The sequence below is a fragment of the Roseburia inulinivorans DSM 16841 genome (assembly GCF_000174195.1).
Taxonomy (GTDB): domain Bacteria; phylum Bacillota; class Clostridia; order Lachnospirales; family Lachnospiraceae; genus Roseburia; species Roseburia inulinivorans.
The window spans coordinates 114,485-128,983 of the sequence record NZ_ACFY01000170.1 but is presented as its reverse complement, the minus strand read 5'-3'; the positions used below and the strand labels follow the sequence as shown (position 1 = coordinate 128,983).

At 41.8% G+C, this 14,499-nt stretch carries 16 protein-coding genes and 1 pseudogene; 2 read left to right on the top strand and 15 right to left on the bottom strand.

Annotation, left to right across the window (positions count from 1 at the left end):
- Positions 1 to 5 precede the first annotated feature (5 nt).
- A complete protein-coding gene (locus ROSEINA2194_RS19095; RefSeq protein WP_227970511.1) occupies positions 6 to 956 on the bottom strand; it encodes an ABC transporter ATP-binding protein in 951 nt (316 codons plus the stop codon).
- A gap of 38 nt (positions 957 to 994) precedes the next feature.
- Here ROSEINA2194_RS19095 and ROSEINA2194_RS19090 point away from each other — a divergent pair, with 38 nt between their 5' ends.
- Positions 995 to 1,513, top strand: coding sequence for an amidohydrolase family protein (locus ROSEINA2194_RS19090; RefSeq protein WP_007890555.1), 519 nt, complete (start codon positions 995 to 997; stop codon positions 1,511 to 1,513).
- A 7-nt stretch (positions 1,514 to 1,520) separates the two neighbouring features.
- Here the strand turns inward: ROSEINA2194_RS19090 and ptsP are convergent.
- The 11 genes and pseudogenes from ptsP to ROSEINA2194_RS19035 all read right to left on the bottom strand — a co-directional run bounded on the left by ptsP (position 1,521) and on the right by ROSEINA2194_RS19035 (position 10,564).
- Positions 1,521 to 3,139 (bottom strand): annotated as a pseudogene (gene ptsP, locus ROSEINA2194_RS23725) (phosphoenolpyruvate--protein phosphotransferase).
- Positions 3,140 to 3,214: 75 nt separating this feature from the next.
- On the bottom strand, positions 3,215 to 3,472 hold the full coding sequence (locus ROSEINA2194_RS19080) for an HPr family phosphocarrier protein (protein WP_007890552.1): 258 nt from the start codon (positions 3,470 to 3,472) through the stop codon (positions 3,215 to 3,217).
- Entirely contained in the window at positions 3,469 to 5,403 is a 1,935-nt protein-coding gene (locus tag ROSEINA2194_RS19075) for a PTS fructose transporter subunit IIABC (protein WP_007890551.1), read from the bottom strand. Before ROSEINA2194_RS19075 ends, ROSEINA2194_RS19080 begins: the two co-directional genes overlap by 4 nt.
- A gap of 18 nt (positions 5,404 to 5,421) precedes the next feature.
- Positions 5,422 to 6,348 (bottom strand): 1-phosphofructokinase, encoded by a 927-nt coding sequence (gene pfkB, locus ROSEINA2194_RS19070; protein ID WP_007890550.1) that lies wholly within the window; start codon positions 6,346 to 6,348, stop codon positions 5,422 to 5,424.
- Positions 6,349 to 6,367: 19 nt separating this feature from the next.
- Positions 6,368 to 7,117: a DeoR/GlpR family DNA-binding transcription regulator gene (locus tag ROSEINA2194_RS19065; protein ID WP_007890549.1), complete on the bottom strand. Its 750-nt coding sequence runs from the start codon at positions 7,115 to 7,117 to the stop codon at positions 6,368 to 6,370.
- 246 nt (positions 7,118 to 7,363) lie between these two features.
- Positions 7,364 to 8,014: a histidine phosphatase family protein gene (locus ROSEINA2194_RS19060; RefSeq protein ID WP_007890548.1), complete on the bottom strand. Its 651-nt coding sequence runs from the start codon at positions 8,012 to 8,014 to the stop codon at positions 7,364 to 7,366.
- A complete protein-coding gene (locus ROSEINA2194_RS19055; protein ID WP_007890547.1) occupies positions 7,983 to 8,531 on the bottom strand; it encodes a GNAT family N-acetyltransferase in 549 nt (182 codons plus the stop codon). Before ROSEINA2194_RS19055 ends, ROSEINA2194_RS19060 begins: the two co-directional genes overlap by 32 nt.
- A 361-nt stretch (positions 8,532 to 8,892) precedes the next feature.
- Positions 8,893 to 9,444, bottom strand: a complete 552-nt coding sequence (locus ROSEINA2194_RS19050; protein WP_044928939.1) for an MATE family efflux transporter — start codon at positions 9,442 to 9,444, stop codon at positions 8,893 to 8,895.
- Positions 9,445 to 9,449: 5 nt separating this feature from the next.
- Positions 9,450 to 9,695, bottom strand: a complete 246-nt coding sequence (locus tag ROSEINA2194_RS19045) for an MATE family efflux transporter (protein WP_007890545.1) — start codon at positions 9,693 to 9,695, stop codon at positions 9,450 to 9,452.
- Positions 9,696 to 9,867: 172 nt separating this feature from the next.
- Positions 9,868 to 10,350: a hypothetical protein gene (locus ROSEINA2194_RS19040; RefSeq protein ID WP_007890544.1), complete on the bottom strand. Its 483-nt coding sequence runs from the start codon at positions 10,348 to 10,350 to the stop codon at positions 9,868 to 9,870.
- Positions 10,351 to 10,354: 4 nt separating this feature from the next.
- Positions 10,355 to 10,564 (bottom strand): helix-turn-helix transcriptional regulator, encoded by a 210-nt coding sequence (locus ROSEINA2194_RS19035; protein WP_007890543.1) that lies wholly within the window; start codon positions 10,562 to 10,564, stop codon positions 10,355 to 10,357.
- A 320-nt stretch (positions 10,565 to 10,884) separates the two neighbouring features.
- Here ROSEINA2194_RS19035 and ROSEINA2194_RS19030 point away from each other — a divergent pair, with 320 nt between their 5' ends.
- Entirely contained in the window at positions 10,885 to 11,739 is an 855-nt protein-coding gene (locus ROSEINA2194_RS19030) for a YitT family protein (protein ID WP_044928935.1), read from the top strand.
- A gap of 34 nt (positions 11,740 to 11,773) precedes the next feature.
- On the opposite strand, the gene ROSEINA2194_RS19025 is transcribed toward ROSEINA2194_RS19030, so the two are convergent.
- The 3 genes from ROSEINA2194_RS19025 to atpC all read right to left on the bottom strand — a co-directional run bounded on the left by ROSEINA2194_RS19025 (position 11,774) and on the right by atpC (position 14,498).
- Entirely contained in the window at positions 11,774 to 13,126 is a 1,353-nt protein-coding gene (locus ROSEINA2194_RS19025) for an ATP-binding protein (protein WP_021922101.1), read from the bottom strand.
- 276 nt (positions 13,127 to 13,402) lie between these two features.
- The gene (locus ROSEINA2194_RS19020; protein WP_007890540.1) at positions 13,403 to 13,975 is read right to left on the bottom strand and encodes a cytidylate kinase-like family protein; all 573 of its coding nucleotides are present in this window, start codon (positions 13,973 to 13,975) and stop codon (positions 13,403 to 13,405) included.
- Positions 13,976 to 14,087: 112 nt separating this feature from the next.
- A complete protein-coding gene (atpC, locus tag ROSEINA2194_RS19015; protein ID WP_007890539.1) occupies positions 14,088 to 14,498 on the bottom strand; it encodes an ATP synthase F1 subunit epsilon in 411 nt (136 codons plus the stop codon).
- Position 14,499 lies beyond the last annotated feature (1 nt).

Genomic DNA, 14,499 nt, shown 5'->3' with positions numbered 1-14,499 from the left:
CTCCCTTATTCACCAAACCTTGGGAAATGACATCTCACACTGTGATTTTCACCTGTTTTCTGCAATTCCGGTTCTTCTTCCCTGCATTTGTCTGTCGCATACGGACATCTTGACGCAAAACGGCAGCCCTTTTTGATCTGTGTCAGAAGTGGAAGACTTCCTTTTATCATGAACAGTTCCTGCTCGGAGTCTGTTGTCATCTGTGGAATAGACTGGATCAGTCCGACCGTATACGGATGAAGCGGATGTTCAAAAATATCCGTGACACTCGCTTCCTCTACCATCTGTCCAAGATACATTACGATCACCCTGTCGCAGTTTTCTGCCACTACCGCCATATCATGTGTAATGAGGATAACACCCATATTTTCCTCTTCTTTTAACTGCTGGATGAGATCCATGATCTGAGCCTGCACCGTGACATCCAATGCCGTTGTCGGCTCATCCGCGATCAGAAGATCCGGTTTACAGCAGAGTGCTATCGCAATCATCACCCTTTGACGCATACCGCCGGACAGCTCATGTGGATACTGCCGCATACGCTTCTCCGGTTCTGAAATGCCGACTTTCATGAGCATTTCCACGGCTTTCTGCCAGGCTTCCTTTTTCTCCACATTCTGATGGATGCAGATTGCCTCCACCACCTGATTTCCAACCGTGTATACAGGATTTAAGGAGCTTAATGCATCCTGAAAAATCATTGCAATGCGGTTTCCTCTGATCTTATCCATTTCCTTATAGGGAATTTCCATCAGATTTTCCCCTTCAAACCGGACAGTTCCGGAGTAGGAAACCTCTTCTTTTTCATCGTAAAGCCGCATAATAGACTGGCTTGTCACACTTTTTCCACAGCCGGATTCTCCGACAATGCCAACCATCTCACCGCGGCAGACATAAAACGATACCCCATCTATGGCTCTGATCTTTTCTTTCTTCGGTCCAAAGACAGTCGACAAATTTTCTGATCTCCTCCGCGCCAAAAACACCTGACGCTGTGGGAAAAACGGTTCAGGAATATGCCGACTTCCTCGGCAAAGATGCTTTTGATACCTATTTTGACCTGCTTTTGGAAAACAATTTCACCTGCATGGCAAGTTACTTTTCCCTGTCGGAACAGGATATGCTCACCATCTACCAGAGTCCATACTCCATGATTGGATCTGACACGATCTGCTCTGAGAAAAGGGGGCCTGCACATCCGAGAGCCTACGGCAGCTTTATCAAGCCGATCGCCGACTTTGCACTGAAAAGACATCTTATCACAATAGAAGAAGCCATCCATAAACAGACCGGTCTTACCGCCTCCGTATGGAAGCTTCCGAATAAAGGTCTGATCAGGGATGGCTTTGATGCTGATTTTATTCTGTTTGATGAGACAAAACTGCGCGACTGTGCCGATTTTAAGGACGGTACACAGATCGCCGAAGGCATTGTCTCTGTTTATATCGGTGGGGAACTTGTCTATGACGGCAAAAACATCACAGAGGCAAGACCCGGAAAATGTCTTTTATAATTCAGGGCTACTCCTCCACTTTTGTGTTCCGGATTTCCTCTCTTACGCGTAAAATCATGGCTGGAGAGACAGATAACTCATCAAATCCCATCTTAAGGAAAGTGGAGGTCAGTGTCGTATCTGCACCCAGCTCGCCACAGATACCAACCCAGCAGCCATGCTTATGACCGTTATCTACAACCATCTGAAGCATTCTTAAGATTGCTTCATGATGGGAATCATAAAAGCTGTCAAGCTTTGGATTCTGACGGTCAATCGCAAGTGTGTACTGTGTCAGGTCATTTGTGCCAATGGAAAAGAAATCAACCTCCTCTGCCAGAAGATCCGAGATCATGACTGCTGCCGGTGTCTCGATCATAATTCCCAGTTCACAGTCCTTAAATGGGATTCCCTCTGCGGTCAGTTCTGCTTTCACCTCCGCTACGATCTCTTTGATACGTTTCACCTCTTTCACCGAAATGATCATTGGGAACATAATGGAGATCGTTCCGTAATAGCTTGCACGGTAAATTGCACGGAGCTGCGTCTTGAAAATTTCCGGTCGGTCAAGGCAGATTCGGATTGCACGGTATCCCATTGCCGGATTTTCTTCTTTCTCCATATGGAAATAGTCCACCTGCTTATCGGCTCCAATATCTAAGGTACGGATAATAACCTTTTTGCCTGCCATATTTTCTGCCACCGTCTTATAAGCGGCAAACTGCGCTTCCTCGGTCGGATAGTCCTCCGATTCCAGATAAAGGAACTCGCTTCGGAACAATCCGATTCCGCCCGCATCGTTGCTCAGTGCATTTGCCACATCCGCAACACCGCCGATATTGGCATAAAGATTAATTTTTTTGCCGTCTAAAGTAACATTTTCTTTTCCCTTTAATTCCAGTAAAAGACGCTTCTTATTTTCATCCTCGGCTTTTTTGCCTCGTATTTTTTCATAATCTCCTCATCCGGTTCAATGTAAAGCGTTCCGGTATAGCCGTCCACGATACCCATCTTTCCATTGACATCCTCGGAAAAATCAATGCCGATCAATGCCGGAATGTTCATGGTTCTCGCTAAAATCGCAGTGTGGGAGTTGGTAGAACCATGTCTGGTCACGAAGGAGAGTACTTTGGATTTATCGAGCTGGACTGTCTCACTTGGTGCAAGATCATCGGCAAGAAGAATCACCGGTTCCTCTCCTGTCACGGAACCGTTTTCCGCATTCTGTAAAATAGAGATCACACGGTTGGAAATATCTTTTACATCTGCTGCACGCTCTTTCATATAATCATCATCCATCGCTGCAAACATCTTTGAAAAATTATCTCCGGTCGAAGCCACTGCAAATTCTGCATTTACTTCCTGTGTGCGGATCATATTGGTGATAGATTCCACATAATCAAGATCATCTAGCATCATCTGATGCACTTCAAAAATTGCGGCATTCACTTCGCCAACTTCCTTGACCGCTTTCTTATAAAAGCCTTTTAACTGCTCTTTTGCAGTTTCCTTTGCATCTGTAAAACGAGTGATTTCTGCTTCCACATCTGTGATTTTCTCGCGTTTTACTTGATTTTCCTTCTTATTGTAAATAGAAAGACGTCCGATCGCAATTCCACCAAATACGCTTTTTCCTTCTAAAACCATTGTTTTACCTCCAAAAATATTTCTGCTGTAATGCACATATGGACTGCCGCAAAGCAGTCCACAGGCACGTATTTTTTATAAGTTTTCTTCTAAGAAAGCGGAAAGTTTATTCATCGCCTCTTCTTCGTTTTCGCCATCTGTCTTTAAGGTGATCTCCTGCCCACATTTGACTGCAAGACCCATCACTGCAAAAATACGTTTTGCATCTGCCTCTTTTCCATCTTTTTCGATGATTACTTTACATGGAAATGCGGCTGCTTCCTTTACAAATAACCCTGCCGGTCTTGCGTGGATTCCCTGTTCATCTTTGATTACATACTTAAATTCTTTCATTGTTTTTCTCTCCTCTTAAGCTGTTTTTTCTTTAATACACCGAGAAGCACACATCCGACTGCGGAACCGACTGCCAGTGCAACCAGATATAATAATGGATTTCCTACGGTAAGGAATACGAAGATTCCACCATGAGGCGCCATTAAGGTACAGTTAAATGCCATGGATAAGGCACCTGCTGCTGCAGAACCAACCGCACACGCCGGTAATACATGGAGTGGATCAGATGCTGCAAATGGGATTGCGCCCTCTGTGATGAAGGAAAGTCCCATGATGAAGTTGGTAGGACCTGCTTTTCTCTCATCTGCTGTAAATTTGTTTTTGAAAATTAAGGTTGCAAGCGCAATCGCGATTGGCGGAACCATACCGCCGACCATAACGGCTGCCATGATGTTATAGTTTCCGGCTGCAATGGAAGCTGTACCGAATACATAAGCTGCCTTGTTGACCGGGCCTCCCATATCAACAGACATCATACCGCCGAGTAATGCACCAAGTAATATTGCACTTGCGCCGTTTAATCCGTTCAATCCGTTGTTGATTAATGTATTTAATGCGCCGATTGGCGGTTCCACTACATATGTCATCAAAACACCTACAATAAAGATACCAAATAACGGATAGATCAATACCGGTTTTGTTCCCTCTAAACTGTCAGGAAGTTTGCTGCAGATCTTCTTTAATAATACTACAACATATCCTGCAAGGAATCCGGCTACCAATGCGCCGAGGAATCCACTTGTTCCGTTTGCTGCAATTGCACCGCCGACAAAACCAACGGCAAGTCCCGGTCTGTCTGCAATACTCATCGCAATAAATCCGGCAAGGATTGGGAGCATGAAGCCGAATGCCACGCCACCGATAGACTTAAACATCGCTGCCATCGGAGTGATCGTACCGAAGTTTGATCTCTGGTCTAATGGAAGTGAATTCAAATCTACAGAAAAACCATCGATCAGGAATGCAATTGCAATCAGGATACCACCGCCGACAACGAATGGAAGCATATGGGATACACCGTTCATCAGATGTTTGTAGATCTGATGTCCGAGACTGTCTTTTCCCTCTTCTTCGTCATCTGCTGCTTTTCCGCCTGCCTCGTAAATAGATGCATGGCCATTTGCCGCTTTTGTGAGAAGTTCCTCTGCTTTGCTGATTCCGTCTGCCACTTTACACTGGATCACCGGTTTTCCTGCGAAACGATCCATTGGAACCTGTGTGTCTGCTGCAACAATAATGCACTCTGCCTCTGCGATCTCTGCTTTTGTGAGCACATTCTTGGCACCGCCGGAACCTCTCGTCTCAACTTTGATCCGGTATCCAAGCTCTTTTGCCTTTTTCTCAAGTGCTTCTGCCGCCATATAAGTATGTGCGATACCGGTTGGGCAGCCGGTAACTGCGAGGATCAGTTTTCCATTGGAAACTGGTGCTTCTGCTTTCTTTTCCTCTTCTTTTTTCTCTTCCTCAGCGTCTTTTTCTGCTTCTGCTGCGTCGATCACGTGCAAAAATTCATCGACCGTCTTGGCATTGCGCAGGTTTGCTGTGAAATCCTCATCCATCAGTAACACTGATAATTTGCTCAGTACATCGAGATGTACGTTCTCTTTTGTGTTCGGTGCAGCGATCAAAAAGATCAGGTTTACTTTCTCACCGTCTAAGGAATCAAAGTCAACCCCTTCCGGTACAACCATAGCTGCAAGTCCCGGTCTTGATACCGAATCCGATTTGCAATGCGGAATCGCAATTCCTTCGCCGATTCCTGTGGTACTCTCCTCTTCTCTTGCGTAGACACCTTTACGGTAAACCTCTACATTATTGATCTTGCCGCTCTTTGCCATTAAATCGACCATGGCATCAAGAGCTTCTTTTTTGCCTGTTACTTTTCCATTCAGTTCAATACTTTCTGCTGCGAGTAAATCTCTGATTTTCATTTGAAAAACCCTCCCTTTCTATTGTTCCCCAATAAACAATTTCTTATTGCTATCAAGTAAAGCAATTACTTCTGCTTTTGTAGCCAGTTCCTCGGAAAATGCAGAGGCACTTCCGGTGCAGACACCCATCTGGAACGCTTTCTCGTAGCTTCCGTTCTCAAGGTATCCTGCGATAAATCCTGCCACCATGGAATCTCCTGCTCCCACGGAATTGACAACCTTTCCTTTTGGCGCTTCGGACTGGAAAATGCTTCCATCTTCTGCGACTAACACAGCTCCGTCACCCGCCATGGATACCAGAACGTTTCTTGCTCCCTTTTCCTGCATTTTCTTTGCATAGGTGATGACATCTGCCTTACTTTCAATCTTCACTCCGAAAATTTCGCCAAGCTCATGATTGTTTGGCTTGATCAGAAATGGATGATACTGTAACACATTCACCAGAAGATCTTTCGTTGCGTCTACCACAATTTTCAAGTCCTTGTTCTGTAAATGTCTCATAATATCCATATACATCGAACCTGGCATAACATCCGGAATGCTTCCTGCAAGCACGAGGATATCACCGTCTGACAGTGTATCGAGCTTTTCATAAAGCTTTTTAATATCTGCCTCCGCGATCGCCGGTCCCTGTCCGTTGATCTCCGTCTCTTCATTGGAACGAAGCTTTACATTAATTCTGGAAATTCCCTTTTCCACGCTGATAAAGTCGGCGCGGACTCCTTTTTCCTCTAACAGATCCTGTATTCTGTTTCCTGTGAATCCGGCCAAAAAGCCAAGTGCTGTATTCTCAAAGCCAAGATTCTTTAAAACCATGGAAACGTTGATTCCTTTTCCTCCCGGAAAAATAATCTCATCCGTTGTACGATTTACGATTCCGCAGGTAAAATTATCTACAGAAACGATGTAATCCAGCGATGGGTTAAAAGTTACGGTATAGATCATTTTTTCGACTCCTTTCTGTTTACTGCTTTACATCTATGACATTTTTACATTTTTTATAAGCTGGAAGGCTCAGTCCTGTCGTGATGACCGTTGCGCCTTCAAATGGTGCAAACGTCACGCTGGAGATCTGATTGAACTTGCTCTCGTCTGCCAGAACGAAACGTTCCTTGCAGTTTTCCATGGATTTCTTCTTCACCATCGCCTCTTTTAACTCCGGTGTGGAATAGCCTTTCTGAAGGCTGACACCATTTGTACCCCAGAATCCTTTGGTGAAATTGTATTTCTCCAGTGTCGTGACTGCCTCTTCTCCTACAATCGCCTCTGTGACTGCCTTGAACTCGCCACCTAAGAGATACACGGTAAATCCTCTCTCTGCCAGACGCTTCGCATGACTGATCGCATTTGTCACAAACACCGCCTGACGGCTTGTGATGTACTCGATCATCAGCTCTGTTGTCGTTCCGGCATCCAGATAAACAAAATCACCTGACGCGATCTGTTCTGCGGCATATTTTGCAATTTTGTTCTTTGCGTCACGATTCTTTTCTTTCCGGCTGATAACGTTGTCATCCTTTGTGCTGTACGCTACCGTTTTTAAGATCGCCCCACCGTGAACCTTCGTCAACTGACCGTTTGCATCCAGTGCATTCAGATCTCTTCGTATCGTAGATTCCGAAGCATCAAGTTCTGTCATCAACTGCTGGACTGTCACACTCCCCATACTTTCCAGTATGGATAATATCTTCGCAAATCTTTCCTCTGTCAGCATTTATATTTCCTCCAATTTCAGTCAACATCCTTCAAGTCCGTTCATCTTTATATCTGAATTATAAATTCACATTCCGTCACAGTCAATCATTTTCCATCAAAATCATTCACAAAAATGCTTATTTAAAATTGTGCAGAAGTTACAAGAGCGGCGTTTGACAGATATGTTACATAAAAAAACTGCTGTACAGAGAGACCTGCGTTTTTGCTTCTCTCTGTACAACAGTTTCTGCGTTTTTGTTGTGATTTATTTATTTTCTTTTTTAAACCGCGCGATCGCATCTATAATCTTAAAGCTTTCGATCATGACTACTTCCGCATTTCTTGTCTTAAATTTCCGAACCATCTCATCAAATGGAAGCCCTGCAATGTAACACCGCAGTGCCATAATGATCGCGCTGTGCGTCACGATCAGCACATCTCCGTTTTCCCGTTTCATAATATATTCCATAGCATCCAGCGTGCGTTTTACCACATCATTGTAACATTCACCGCCTCCCGGTGTGCGCACATAGCGGCGGTCTTTTCTCCACTCCTGATATTCCGGACTGTTTTCCCGCTCGATCACACGCCAGTTGGAACCTTCCCAGCTTCCGAGGTTCATCTCCACCAGTCCATCCAGCGGAATACAGGTCGCATGCAGCGCTTCCGCAGCGATACGTGCCGTCTCTGCCGCCCGAAGCTGCGGTGAATGATAGACATGTTTTACCGAAATATCTTCTTCCACCAGCTGGCACGCCAGTTCCTTCGCCTGCCGGATTCCATTTTCATTCAGTGGAATATCGGTTTTTCCCTGAATCTTCTTTTTTACATTCCACTCTGTTTCACCATGACGTACAAAATATAGTTTCATCGCTCGTCCTTTTCTATGATAAAAATAAGACCATCTGTATTTCATCCCGGTAGCTTCCGTCTTTCAGTTTAAATGCATGAGGTTCTCTTCCCCACTCGCGAAAACCTAATTTTTCATACAGACGGATTGCTGCCACATTGTCATCAAAAACACCCAGTTTCAACTGCTCAAGTTCTGTTTTTCTGGCGTTTTCGATCGCATATTCCATCAGCTGCCTTCCAAGTCCCATTCCGCAGTATTTTTGGAGGATAAAAATTCCGATTACCGCCTTATGCCGGAATTTGATGTGATTTCCCTCTTTTAAAACCATGACACAGCCAATCATCTGCTTTTTCCGAAACGCTCCGATCAAAAATTCTTCCCTGCGCTCTGCTATGTCTGATATCATCGCCTCTGCTGCTTCCGCTGTAAAATCTGTCTCCTCCGGGTATCTCGCCAGAAAGTAAGTCTCACGGTAAGTGATGTCACGCACCTCTGAAAAAGATTTTGCGTCCTGCCTCCCCGGACTGCGCAGTATTATGTTCTGTCCATTTATCACAATCTGTTTCTCTTCTATCTGCATATGCGGCTATCTCCTATGAGGATATTTTAACATATGGGATTCGACTAACAAAGATTTTTTTTCTTCCTGATAATGGTTTGATCTTAAATCTGAACAATCGCTTCATCTTTGTCATCAATCTTTAATTCCCCACGAACATTTTCCCATGTTTTTGCCATGCTATTTTTCCATCCTTATTTTCATAAAAATAATTTTGAACAATTCTTCTCCTCCTAATTATATGAATCATAAATCTATTTTTTCAATAACAAATTTGTTATTTTTTGTTTAAAATCTCCACTTCTTTAGAATGTGCTTTTACTGAAATAATGCCCTGATTTATGAGTTGCGAAATTAAAAACGAAATCAAAAAAACAGCTGATCATACAGCTGTTTTTTGATTTAACCACCGGTCGGAATGAAAACGCATTATAAAAATCACACTGCGGATCAGCCACATTGTGATCAATGACACATACGATGTAAAATTCACATCTCCTGCAGCCCGAAGTACATTCGGAAGCACATTCGACGTTGACCAGAGCATCGCCATCGGTACAAACGCAATTGCGAGCAGTATATAAATCTGACCTAACGTATTTTCCGGTGCCTGATATAATTTTAGTATGATCCGTAAAAACGGCAGCAATGCTGCCAGTGACACTAAAATGGACACCTCTCCAAGCCATACCATTTTCTTGCCATAGTAACGTGCCATCTTTTTATCTTTTGCTCCAATGCACTGTCCTATAATTGTAACCGACAAATTGGACACCGCGAGTCCCATGGAGTAAAACACCATCAAAGTAGAATTCGAAACTGCATTCGCCGCTACACTCTCCGTTCCAAGTTTTACAATAAACATCGACACGATAATTCCACCACCGTTAAAGCAAAGCTGCTCCATCGCAAATGGAAGGCTTGTGTTGATCACCGATTTTAATATCTCACGATCTGTCCGGCTGCTTTCTTCATCTTTTCCTCGTCTCCGTGCCCTTTATACTGTGCGATAATCACTGTTCCCGCGGAAGAAATCGCACTGTAGATTGCATAGATCATCATGTAAAGCGGCGATACCAGACTGACAGCCGACACCGATTCCTGGCTGGATGAACTGATCATCGCTGTTGTAAGCAATGCGATCACACTGATAAAAAACTGGTCAAAAATAAGCGGCACCAGCATTGCAAATATCTCCTGATAGGAAAAATATTCCCCTTTTTGTGCATGCTCTGTGATACTGAAAAGCAGGGCGAATGTATTCGCTTCTTACGCTCATACTATCGCCCTGCTTGTAAAATGTCATTGTATAAAATTGGGATATTTTGGATAATCTTTGCCGCTTATCATATGATTTCTATTCTTCTTTTCCAGTGTAATTGCGAAAATAATACATCTTACAGCATTTTCTTGTAATGCCGGCAATCACAATGGCTACAAGCATTGCAAGAAAAGCTTCAAAGCTGTATGGACTGACGATAATTGCTGCTGCAAGCGTCAGGATCATTGCGATCTGCATACCTGTCTTGCTGGAAATTGCCTCGATCTGCTCACTTCTCTCATCATGAAGTTCATTGTATAAACGTGCCAGTTTCTTCTCGTCTTTCAATGCTTTTAAATTCTTACCAATACCGAATACTGCATAAAACTCCATGACCAGAACAATGCCCAGAACAAAACCATGCATAAAATCTCCAGAATGTTCATTCAGACTATATGCATTGTCAATCATGCCGGAGGACATCATTCCGATCATCGCAATTCCAAGCGCTGCAATCGCTCCATAAAATTTGTTTTGTCCCACAATTTCATTTCTCATTTTTTCCATTTTCTTTTCCATAACCTTACTCCTCACTTTCCAGATCACTAAAATCAAATACTTCCTCGATTGTCAAATTAAAATAATGTGCTATCTTGTACGCTAATCCCAGCGACGCCGTATATTTCCCTACTTCTATAGATGTGATCGTCTGTCTGGTCGTTCCCACAATGTCCGCAAGTTCTCCTTGCGAAAGCTTATTCGCTTTTCGAAGTTCCTTAATTCTGTTTTTCAACGGCTTTCCTCTTTTCCTATCACTTTTTTCTTACTATCCCGCATTCACATCTTCTGCGCCTTAATTATTTCAAATTATTTTGCATAGCTTGCTTTGCATTTTTAGTATAGTTTACTTTGCATATAACGTCAAGTATATTTTGTGCAAAAAGTAAAGTTTACTTTGCTTTTTATAGTCGGAATTATGTAAACTTATCATTTTGCACTGATTTATTGTACTTTCATACGCAGTATGTTAGAATACAAAGCTGGATGTTTTATGCATCAACGCGCAATAAAGGATACCTTAATTTTATAAAATATCTGAGGAGAATATTGAAAATGTCTAAGAAGATAAACTACTCTGAATTGATCAAAGAAACGCTTATTTTAACGGTCGCTGTTGCGGTCATTGCCGCCGCTGTTTTCTTTTTTCTGGTGCCAAGCCATGCATCCGTCAGCAGTATTTCCGGTCTTGGAATCGTTCTTTCAAACTTTATTCCGATACCGCTGTCTGCGATCACAATGATTTTAAATGTACTGCTCTTAATCATCGGATTTTTCACCTGCGGAAAAGAATTTGGAATCAAAACAGTTTATACGAGTATTATGCTTCCGCTGTTTCTTGGACTTTTTGAATTTATTTTTCCTGAAAATACCTCAATGACCGGCAGCCAGGAGTTAGATGTGCTCTGTTATATTTTAGTCGTGAGCATCGGTCTCAGCATTTTATTCAACCGAAATGCCTCCTCCGGCGGATTAGACATTGTCGCAAAAATCATGAACAAATACCTGCATATGGAACTTGGAAAAGCGATGTCACTTTCCGGAATGTGCGTTGCGCTGTCAGCCGCGCTTGTCTATGATAAAAAGACTGTCGTTCTCAGTATTTTGGGAACTTATTTTAACGGAATCATTCTGGATCATTTTATTTTCAATCATAACATCAAGCGCCGTGTCTGCATTATCACAGAAAAAGAGGAGGAGCTCCGCCAGTTTATTTTAAATGATCTCCACAGCGGTGCGACCATTTACGAATCCATCGGTGCCTACAATATGCAGAAGCGGAATGAGATTATTACAATTGTAGATAAATCCGAATATCAAAAATTGATGAATTATATGAGCCATGAAGATCCTCTCGCTTTTATCACGGTGTATAATGTGTCGGATATGCGGTATCAGCCGAAACGGTGATTTTTACCTCAAAAAGAGTAGCAATGAAACACTGCTACTCTCCTAATCCATCTAAATCAATTTTATAGATCGTATTCGTAAGCTCTGTATTCTCCAGAAACATAATCATATAAATTGGCATATAAACTCTTTTTCCCTCAATTTCAATATTCCCTTCCGAAAGAATATAAGCTTCTTCTATCTTGTAATTTTCATTTTTCAGAACATTGTTTAATGCAGAGTGCCTTTTATAGTCCTTACCGGATTTAATTTCCAAAGGTACCACTTTTCCATCCAGTTCAATTACAAAATCAAGCTCTCCCTGCTGTTTGCTGTTAAAATAATATTCCTTATGCCTCTTTGCTAATAATTCCTGCGCAACAACATTTTCAAAGAGAGCTCCATTATTGATTGCTTTTTCCTTATTTAAAATAGCAAGTTTAACCTGATTGGAATAACAGCTTGTAAGCAGTCCAACATCTGAAAAAAACAGTTTAAACAGATTTCGGTTTTCACTAATGATCAGAGGCAATTTGGGTTCACTGATATTGTATACAGGAATTGCCACTCCTGCATCTTTTAACCAAAGAAAATCATTCTTTAACCGGTCATAACTCATGCCTTTTTCAATTGCATTTAATTGAAAACGCTTATTTTTCTGATCTAACTGTCCTGGCATTGCATCGTATATTTCCTGCAATTTCAGTTTATAATTTTTTTCATATTTTGAAAAATCTGTTTTATATAATCGTATAATTTTTTCATGCACTTTGGCGACTTTTGCCAGATCATTTGTTTCCAGATAAACAGCAACCGCTTCTGGCATTCCGCCAACAATCAGATATAAATAAAACAGATCCAGCATTTTGGAATGAATAAAATCATCCACCGGGTTTCTCTTTTTAAAATGATCTTCCAACATGAGAATTACATCATTTTTCAGTCCTGCTGCCCTGACAAACTCTTTAAAATCCAACGGATACATATCATAGATTTCAAGGTATCCAACCGGAGCTGATCTTAAATCATTTAATTCTACTCCCAGCAATGAACCACTCATAATATATCGAAATGTTCCATCCTCTACCAGAAATTTTATTCTTGTAACGATATCTTTAAATTCCTGAATTTCATCTAAAAAAATAATTGTCTTTCCCTGCTCCAATGGCTCCTTCGCCACTACACTCAAACGCATCAATAACTCTTTTGCATCTTTTGCCCCGGCAAACAAATTGACAAGTTCAGGCTGCTCTATAAAATTAAATTCTATATATGGATATCCGCTTTCTTTCAGACATTGCCTTATTAGATACGTTTTTCCGATCTGTCTTGCTCCTGTCAGCAAAAAGGCATCATTTCCATGTGTAATCCATTCATTTACAGTCACCTTAGCTTTCCTTTCAATCATGATTTCCTCCTGCCATTTCATAACTTATAATTTTTCCAACCCACTTTTATACATAATATTCAATTTTTCTAACCTTATTATACCTGTTTTTTCATTTTTTCCAACCTTATTCTACTCATTTTTTTCATTTTTCTAACTTTATGATATCTACTATTTGCAATGTTTATCTAATAAAATAGAAAAGCAGTTTCATGTGCTTCATTTCTACATGTAACTGCTTCTATTGATTCCCTTTTATTGATAAAACGTGCTTTTACAATTAATTTCTAATATTCATTATAATATATTTTCAAACCGAATATACTCCAGAATCATCTCCACCGCATACTCGATCCCAATTATACCGGTATTGATACAGAGATCGTACTCGTTTCCGTCGCCCCATTTGGTAGACGTGCACTGTTCCTGAAATGCAGCACGTTTCTCATCAACTTCCTGAATCGTTTTCAGGGCTTCTCTCTCCGATATCTGATCCCGTTTCTGTATTCTCTCACATCTGACCGCTCTGTCTGCATGCAGATAAACGGAAACGCAGTCCTTGTCATCTCTGTAAATATAATTCGCACATCTTCCGATAATGATGCAATTTTCCTGTTCTGTCAGCTCTTTTACAAAATCAATATAGCGGTCTCTCGGATTTGTCGCTCCATAGCTCATCGCAATACTGTAAAGAAAACTGTCGATTGGTTTTTCATTTAAAAAGTTGGCATTTTCATCATAGACGTTTCTCTTTTTTGCTTCTTCCACAAATCTTTTCTTGTCAAATATCTCCAGCTTTAGCTTCTCTGCCAAAGCCTCTGCCACTTCATGTCCGCCACTTCCACACTGTCTTGCAATTGTTATTTTCATAATGATCGCCCTGCCCTTTCCTTATGTTTTTATACTAAAACATTCTTTTGTCTTGTATTAAAAATTCCCCAGAAAGTATATAACACTCTCCGGGGAATTTCCAGCATTTCTTTTATTTTGCAATATCAAGACGAACCAGCGCCTTGCGAAGTGCAAACTCTGCACGCTTCACATCGATCGCCTCGGTCTTATTTGCGAGACGTTCTTCGGCACGCTTCATTGCTGCTTCAGCACGACCTTTATCGATCTCATCCGGCCATTCTGCAATCTCTGCAAGAAGGGTTACTTTATCTGGCAGAATCTCTGCAAAACCGGAATGCACTGCTGCGATCACATCATCTTCACCTGTCTTGTGAATCTTCACAACACCCGGTGCTAAAACGGTGGTCAGTGGAATGTGTTTCTTGTATACACCAATCTCACCAACAGCAGTTGTAAATTCGATCATGTCTCCCTCTCCTTTATAAAAGATTCGATCCGGAGTGATGATCTCTACGGTAAAAATCTTATTTTCCTCTGCCATA